The sequence below is a fragment of the Okeania sp. SIO2C9 genome (assembly GCF_010672455.1).
In the GTDB taxonomy this organism is placed as follows: domain Bacteria; phylum Cyanobacteriota; class Cyanobacteriia; order Cyanobacteriales; family Microcoleaceae; genus Okeania.
The window spans coordinates 1-6,279 of record NZ_JAAHGO010000162.1 but is presented as its reverse complement, the minus strand read 5'-3'; the positions used below and the strand labels follow the sequence as shown (position 1 = coordinate 6,279).

General features: G+C 35.3%; 6 protein-coding genes. 5 read left to right on the top strand and 1 reads right to left on the bottom strand.

Annotated elements, in window-relative coordinates; genetic code table 11:
• The coding region (locus tag F6K23_RS39665; protein ID WP_293166579.1) for an IS200/IS605 family accessory protein TnpB-related protein at positions 1 to 838 on the top strand (838 nt) is incomplete at its 5' end.
• Positions 839 to 887: 49 nt separating this feature from the next.
• Here F6K23_RS39665 and F6K23_RS39660 read toward each other — a convergent pair.
• The gene (locus F6K23_RS39660) at positions 888 to 1,058 is read right to left on the bottom strand and encodes a hypothetical protein (protein ID WP_293166577.1); all 171 of its coding nucleotides are present in this window, start codon (positions 1,056 to 1,058) and stop codon (positions 888 to 890) included.
• Between the two features lie 150 nt (positions 1,059 to 1,208).
• Between F6K23_RS39660 and F6K23_RS39655 the strand changes: the two genes are divergently transcribed.
• From F6K23_RS39655 to F6K23_RS39640, 4 genes are all read left to right on the top strand, one after another.
• Complete coding sequence (locus tag F6K23_RS39655; protein WP_293166575.1) at positions 1,209 to 1,622, top strand: SxtJ family membrane protein; 414 nt, start codon at positions 1,209 to 1,211, stop codon at positions 1,620 to 1,622.
• The gene (locus tag F6K23_RS39650; RefSeq protein ID WP_192901158.1) at positions 1,623 to 1,787 is read left to right on the top strand and encodes a DUF5989 family protein; all 165 of its coding nucleotides are present in this window, start codon (positions 1,623 to 1,625) and stop codon (positions 1,785 to 1,787) included.
• A 641-nt stretch (positions 1,788 to 2,428) separates the two neighbouring features.
• Positions 2,429 to 3,631 carry an SGNH/GDSL hydrolase family protein gene (locus F6K23_RS39645; protein ID WP_293166573.1) on the top strand — a complete coding sequence of 401 codons (1,203 nt, stop codon included), beginning with the start codon at positions 2,429 to 2,431 and terminating at the stop codon, positions 3,629 to 3,631.
• Between the two features lie 957 nt (positions 3,632 to 4,588).
• Positions 4,589 to 5,842, top strand: coding sequence for an SGNH/GDSL hydrolase family protein (locus F6K23_RS39640; protein ID WP_293166571.1), 1,254 nt, complete (start codon positions 4,589 to 4,591; stop codon positions 5,840 to 5,842).
• The last annotated feature ends 437 nt before the right edge of the window (positions 5,843 to 6,279 follow it).

Sequence of the window (6,279 nt, the reverse complement as noted above, 5' to 3'; positions counted from 1 at the left end):
ATTTTCAGTTTCAGATAGGGATGGCAGATATAGAGCAACAGATTTAGATTATGCCATAAACAATTTTAAACCAATTACAATTCAAGTTTTTCGCAGGGAGCATAAACAGGATAATTGGTATGTACATTTAGCTACTTATATACAAGAAATTCCAGTAGTTTATACGAGAAAAAATGGTTGTCTTGGTATTGATTTTAATGCAGAATCAATTTCAGTTGCTTATGTTAAATGGGATGGAAATATTGAATATTTAGAAGAAATCCCGTATAAATGGAAAAATCAAACAACAGGACAACGGCAAGCATCCATGAGAAATATTGTTTGCCAAGTTGTGAAATTAGCAGAATTTTTTGAATGTGCTATTGCTATTGAGTCTCTGGATTTTACACTGAAAAAATCCAAGATGAGCGAGGAAAGTAAAGTTTATAATGAGATGCTTTCCAATTTGTCTACGGGAATTTTTAGGGAAGCTATATTGTCACGTTGTAGAAGATTTGGAGTTGAATTAATAAAAGTCAATCCAGCTTTTACTAGCGTAATTGGAATGATTAATTATATGGCTAAATATGGCCTGAATAGTGGTACTGCTGCTGCTTTAGTAATTGGCCGTAGAGCCTTAAAATTATCAGAAAAAATACCACAGTGTTTGTTGAGACCAGAGGATGTCAACAAACATGATTGGAGTCATTGGAGACGAGTTGCTAGTTTTATTAAACTACATCGTATTCGGAGGACTCAACTTTTTCAATGGAGGAAAGCCCTAGAGGGAATCCTAACCCATAGTTTATGGGCGGAACATCAACTTTCTGTGCAAGTACACATTGAAACGGGTGAGTAATAAAATCATTTGCAGTCACCGATGGCAAATGTCTAGCTTTGTCTAGTTTTCAAGAAGGTGGTCGATTTACTTGAGCAATCTCAAAATGATAACTACTTAAAGTTTGATATGGAGTTTGAACTGAGGCTAAAGCAGGATAAGTTGTTGCAGAAAATGTCATTAAAATCAGCGAGGCAAATAAGGCAAATAAATAGTAGAGAGAACCAGTTTTTTTGAACATAGTTAATTTTCCTACATTTAAAGTTACGATAATCAAAGCTAACATAAAGTTTGAAACTTTACACCTTCATTACTGCAATTTATGTATTGACTTTTGATAACTTTTCTGCTACGAGTTAAAAGTTAACTAAATATTGATGATGGATAACTAATGAGCGATCGCGAGATACCGAAAATTGATAAGAAGGGTCTCAGGGAGTTTGGTCTAATAGTGGGTGGTGTTTTTGGCGGTTTATTCGGTCTATTACTACCGTTACTCCACAGACATTGGCCTCCTCCTGCATGGCCTTGGATAATTGCTACTCCTCTATTGGTATTGGCAATTGTTTCGCCCCCTACTTTGGGACCTGTTTATAAGTTTTGGATGCGGGTGGGAATTTTTCTGAGTACAATAATGACTCCCCTATGGATGGGGTTAGTATTTTATCTTGTAGTTATGCCAATGGGTTTGATTATGCGAATGTTTAAAAAAGACCCAATGGAGCGACAATTGAATACTGAAACTTCAACTTATCGGGTTATGAGTCAATTAAAAACTAGAGAAAGTATGGAGCGACCTTTTTAAATGTTTGAAGGAATATTAGACTTTCTCAAAGACCTCTGGGGTTTTATGGGAGAGCGGAAAAAATATTGGTTATTGCCTTTGATTATTACTTTAGTTTTGTTAGGAGCTTTGATTGTTCTGAGTCAGTCTTCTGTAATTGCTCCGTTTATTTATACTTTGTTTTAATCTGACTATGTTGGCAGTAAAGAAGAAAGGGAAAGGTTTTTTTGTTTAACTTTACCTATGTCTTTCTTGACCGAAAAATTTGGGTAAATAGTTTCTGCTTTTGAGGGGATAAAAAAAAGAGAATATTCTGTCTTTCTATTTCTAGCAGAAGGTTTTAGCTAGAGGTACTGATAACTGAAGTTACGGAAATTTTTGGGTAAATAGTTTCTGCTTTTGAGGGGATAAAAAAAAGAGAATATTCTGTCTTTCTATTTCTAGCAGAAGGTTTTAGCTAGAGGTACTGATAACTGAAGTTACGGAAATTTTTGGGTAAATAGTTTCTGCTTTTGAGAGGATAAAAAAAAGAGAATATTCTGTCTTTCTATTTCTAGCAGAAGGTTTTAGCTAGAGGTACTGATAACTGAAGTTACGGAAATTTTTGGGTAAATAGTTTCTGCTTTTGAGGGGATGAAAAAAAGAGAATATTCTATATTTCCATTTCTAGCAGAAGGTTTTAGCTAGAGGTACTGATAACTGATAACTGATAACTGATAACTGATAACTGATAATTGAAAAGTTGAGTTTATCCTGCGGATAAACTCCGCTAATTTTTTTAAACCCAATCTACAGGATCAAAATACAAAAAAATTATAGCTGAGAGGATGATTAAACTAAAAACTTTGGCGGTAAATTTAAGTATGATTTTCGCCAGTTTATTTGCGGGAATAGCGATCGCTGAAGTAGGAGTAAGAATTGCTGGTTTGGAGGGTTTAAAAAAAATGCCGGAAAGTACCCATGCAGAATTTTATCCTACGTTTCATACTATTCCTCATCCGGTTAGAGGTTGGGAATATAGAGCAAATGTTTCTGGTTGGTGGACGAGTGAAGGAAAGGCTTATTTAGAGTTTAATAGTCATGGTCTTAGAGGACCGGAAATTACTAAAGCAAAACCGGAAAATACTTTAAGAATTGCTGTACTTGGGGATTCTTTTACTTCAGCAGTGCAGGTTTCTTATCAGCAAACTTTTGTGGCAGTAATGGAGAAGGAATTGGGAAAATGTACCGATTTAAAAAGTCAAAAAGTAGAGGTAATTAATTTTGGAGTGGATGGTTATGGAACTGCTCAACAATTATTAACTCTCCGAGAAAAAGTCTGGGATTTTCAGCCTGATATTGTGCTTTTAGCTTTTTTTCTTGGCAATGATGTTACGGATAATGCTCGACATTTAGAAAATAATCATTATCGACCTTTTTTTGTTTATGAAAATGGGAAGTTAGAATTAGATTTATCTTTTAGGCAACTAACTATTAGTCAAGCAAACCGCTATATGATTACAACAGTGGATAGATTACCAGCTTGGCTAGTAAATAATGTCAGAATTTTACAAATTATCAAAAAAGTAGAGGCAGATAAAAAGAAGAGAAATGCTGCCAAACACTTTAAAAGTTTACAATCAAATATTTTTAGAGAACCGCCAAATTCTGCTTGGAAAAAAGCTTGGAAAATTACAGATGAACTAATAGGAATTATGGCAAAAGAAGTGCAAGAAAAAGGTGCAAAGTTTAAAGTAGCTACAGTGATGATTGCCACGCAAGTTCATCCAAATAAAGAAGTGCGAAAAGAATATATGAAAATCATGAATATTCAAGACTGGTTATATCCTACAAAAAGACTAAAAAATTTAGGAGAAATTCATAATTTTTCTGTGATTGATTTAGTGGAACCTTTTGATAATTATGTTCGGGAAAATCCGGTTTGTTTTCATGGGTTTAAAAATACGACAATGTGTACAGGACATTGGAATGCTACAGGACATAAATTGGCAGGTGAAATTATTGCTGAAAATTTATGTAAAGGGTTATAGGAGAGTGTGGGGAGTGTGGGGAGTGTGGGAAGTGTGGGGAGTGTGGGAAGTTGTAAACAGCTAATTAACTCTCAAAGTATTGACCTCTAAAGACTTTAGCCTTTTTAGGTGGAAAAAAGTGCAAGCTTTTCGGTCTCTAGAGCTACAACAAAGTTAGCATTTTGGGCAACAAGAGCAGAAAAAATCAAGGGACAATTCTTCTGTCCTCCCTTCTCTAATAATTAATATCAAATCTGCTTGCTTCGGATTGTTATAACCTACGCTTTTTCTCCTTAAGCAATAAAGCCGAATTGATTAATTATCAATTATCAATTATCAATTATCAATTATCCATTATCCATTATCCATTGGTAATTTAGAGAAAGAAATTAAGTATAAATACTGAGAGGTTTGCTGGTGACTTGGCGATCGCGAAGGCTAATCAACTTAATTTACGGAGTATAAATACTTAGAAAACTAGGAAATTTTGTGCTACTTTGTATGCTACTAATTGAAGTACAGAATGTGAGTTATAAAAAACCGGGTTTATGGGAAACAGATGTCAGTATAGTAGGGCATTTCATATAAACCCGGTTTATCAAAATAATATGGGTCGCGCAACCCCGGGGAAATTGCGAAATATTTTTGGAGAGTTGCTCAAATCCCCTACTTCCCCTCCGGTGGAGGGGGAGGGGCTAGGGGTGGGTTAACTTCTGTACGTTGCCAATCCGACGGCTCCCCTTCCCCTATCTGACTTCTGACTTCTGACGCGCGTTAAATGGTTTATTTATAGCAGTCGAAGCAAAGGTTAGGAGGCATCAAAAGCCTAAAACCCAGACAAAGCAGGATTTTTCCTTCTGCCTTCTGCCTTCTGCCTTTTGCTATATACCGACAATACCAGATTTTATACAATTTCCATTTCTCCTGACTCCTACCCTTATCAAAAGATTTTTGATTAACAAATAAACCTCGAATATAATGAAAAAACTCAAGAATTTAGCCATCAATTTAGGATTAACATTAGGTACATTAATATTCACTCTGACAGTGGGTGAAATAGGGTTAAGAATAGCAGGAATTGAGCATCCAGCGCCGAGAATAGATGGAGATGAAAATCCTCTCCATACTTTCCAAGATATATATAGAGGTTGGGCAGGAAAACCTAATGGCAAAGGGTTGTGGCAGGAAGAAGGTATCCCTTCCGAAATAAAAATGAATAGTGGAGGATTTCGTGATTATGAACGGAGTAAAAATAAACCAGAAAATGGATTAAGAATTGCTTTATTAGGAGATTCTTATACAGAAGCACTTCAGGTAAAATTAGAAGATACTTATGGTGCAATAATAGAAGAAAATTTACAACAATGTCCTGTGTTAAAAAACCGAAAAGTAGAAGTAATGAATTTTGGCGTAAGTGGTTATAGCACAGCACAACAATTAATGACTTTAAGACATCATGTTTGGGATTATCAACCAGATTTAGTCATTTTAGCTTTTTATGCGGGTAATGATATTAGTAACAATTCTCGCGCTCTAGAACATGACCATTTACGCCCTTATTTTGTTTACCAAGATGGGCAACTTGTGGCAGATATGTCATTCCGAAATTTGAAGTTTTGGCAGAGAAATCGTTATGCTTTTTCTATGGTAGATTTCTTGCCATATTGGTTAATAAAAAATTCCCGGATTATACAGTTAATTAGAAAGGTAGATATTGATGCTAAACGCCGTCAGTATAACAAGGATTACAATGCAATTAATATAGATTTTTTCAAAGAACCAAAACCTAATTCTGATTGGGAAAAAGCTTGGGATGTAACTGAGGGTTTGATTAAGTTAATGCGAGATGAAGTATATGAAAAAAAGGCAGATTTTATGCTGATAACTGTTAGTCATTCTTCTCAGGTGCTTCCCGATCTTCAACAGCGCGATAATTTGAAAAAAATTTTAAATGTGTCAAATTTATTTTACCCAGATATCAGACTGAAAAATTTTGGGAAAGAGGAAAATATGCCAGTATATAATTTAGCTGGACCTATGTGGAATGAAGCTAAAAAAACAGGTAAATGTTTGCATGGTTTTGATAATGCACTTCCCTGTGGAGGTCATTGGAATGTGGAAGGTCATAAACTGGTAGGGGAAATAATGGGAAATTATTTGTGCGAGAAATATGGCGCTACCCGCAAGGCAAAAGTTAAAAGGCAAAAGGCAAAAGTTAAAAAAAGTCTATGACTGATACCAATTTTATATGAGGTTGCATAGAATTACGAAATTCATTCATTAATCTATATTTATCTATGCCTATCTACAGTCAATTGTGCTTTAAGTATTATTCTATGCAGCTTCATTTGAATTTGGTATGAGTTTGAGAATTTAGAAATGTCCGCGCCCTTTGCTTCGATTGCTATATAGCAGTTAGGAGTTAGGAGTCAGAATTTTAAGGATTTTCAGCTCAAGTTAATTATTACCGAAAAATTGGGGTAGGCGCCTCGCCGAGGCGCGGGCGACTTTCTATAATTGTGCTATAATGAAATTGGTTATCTACCCGCCTTGTCTCATAAATACTGTAGAAAAGAAGATGTTTGTCGAAACTCCTTCAGTTGAGAGCTGAACTTGGGAAGCTTTCAGGTCAATGAGCAGCTAAAAAGAGAAAGCACAGATAAACCCTA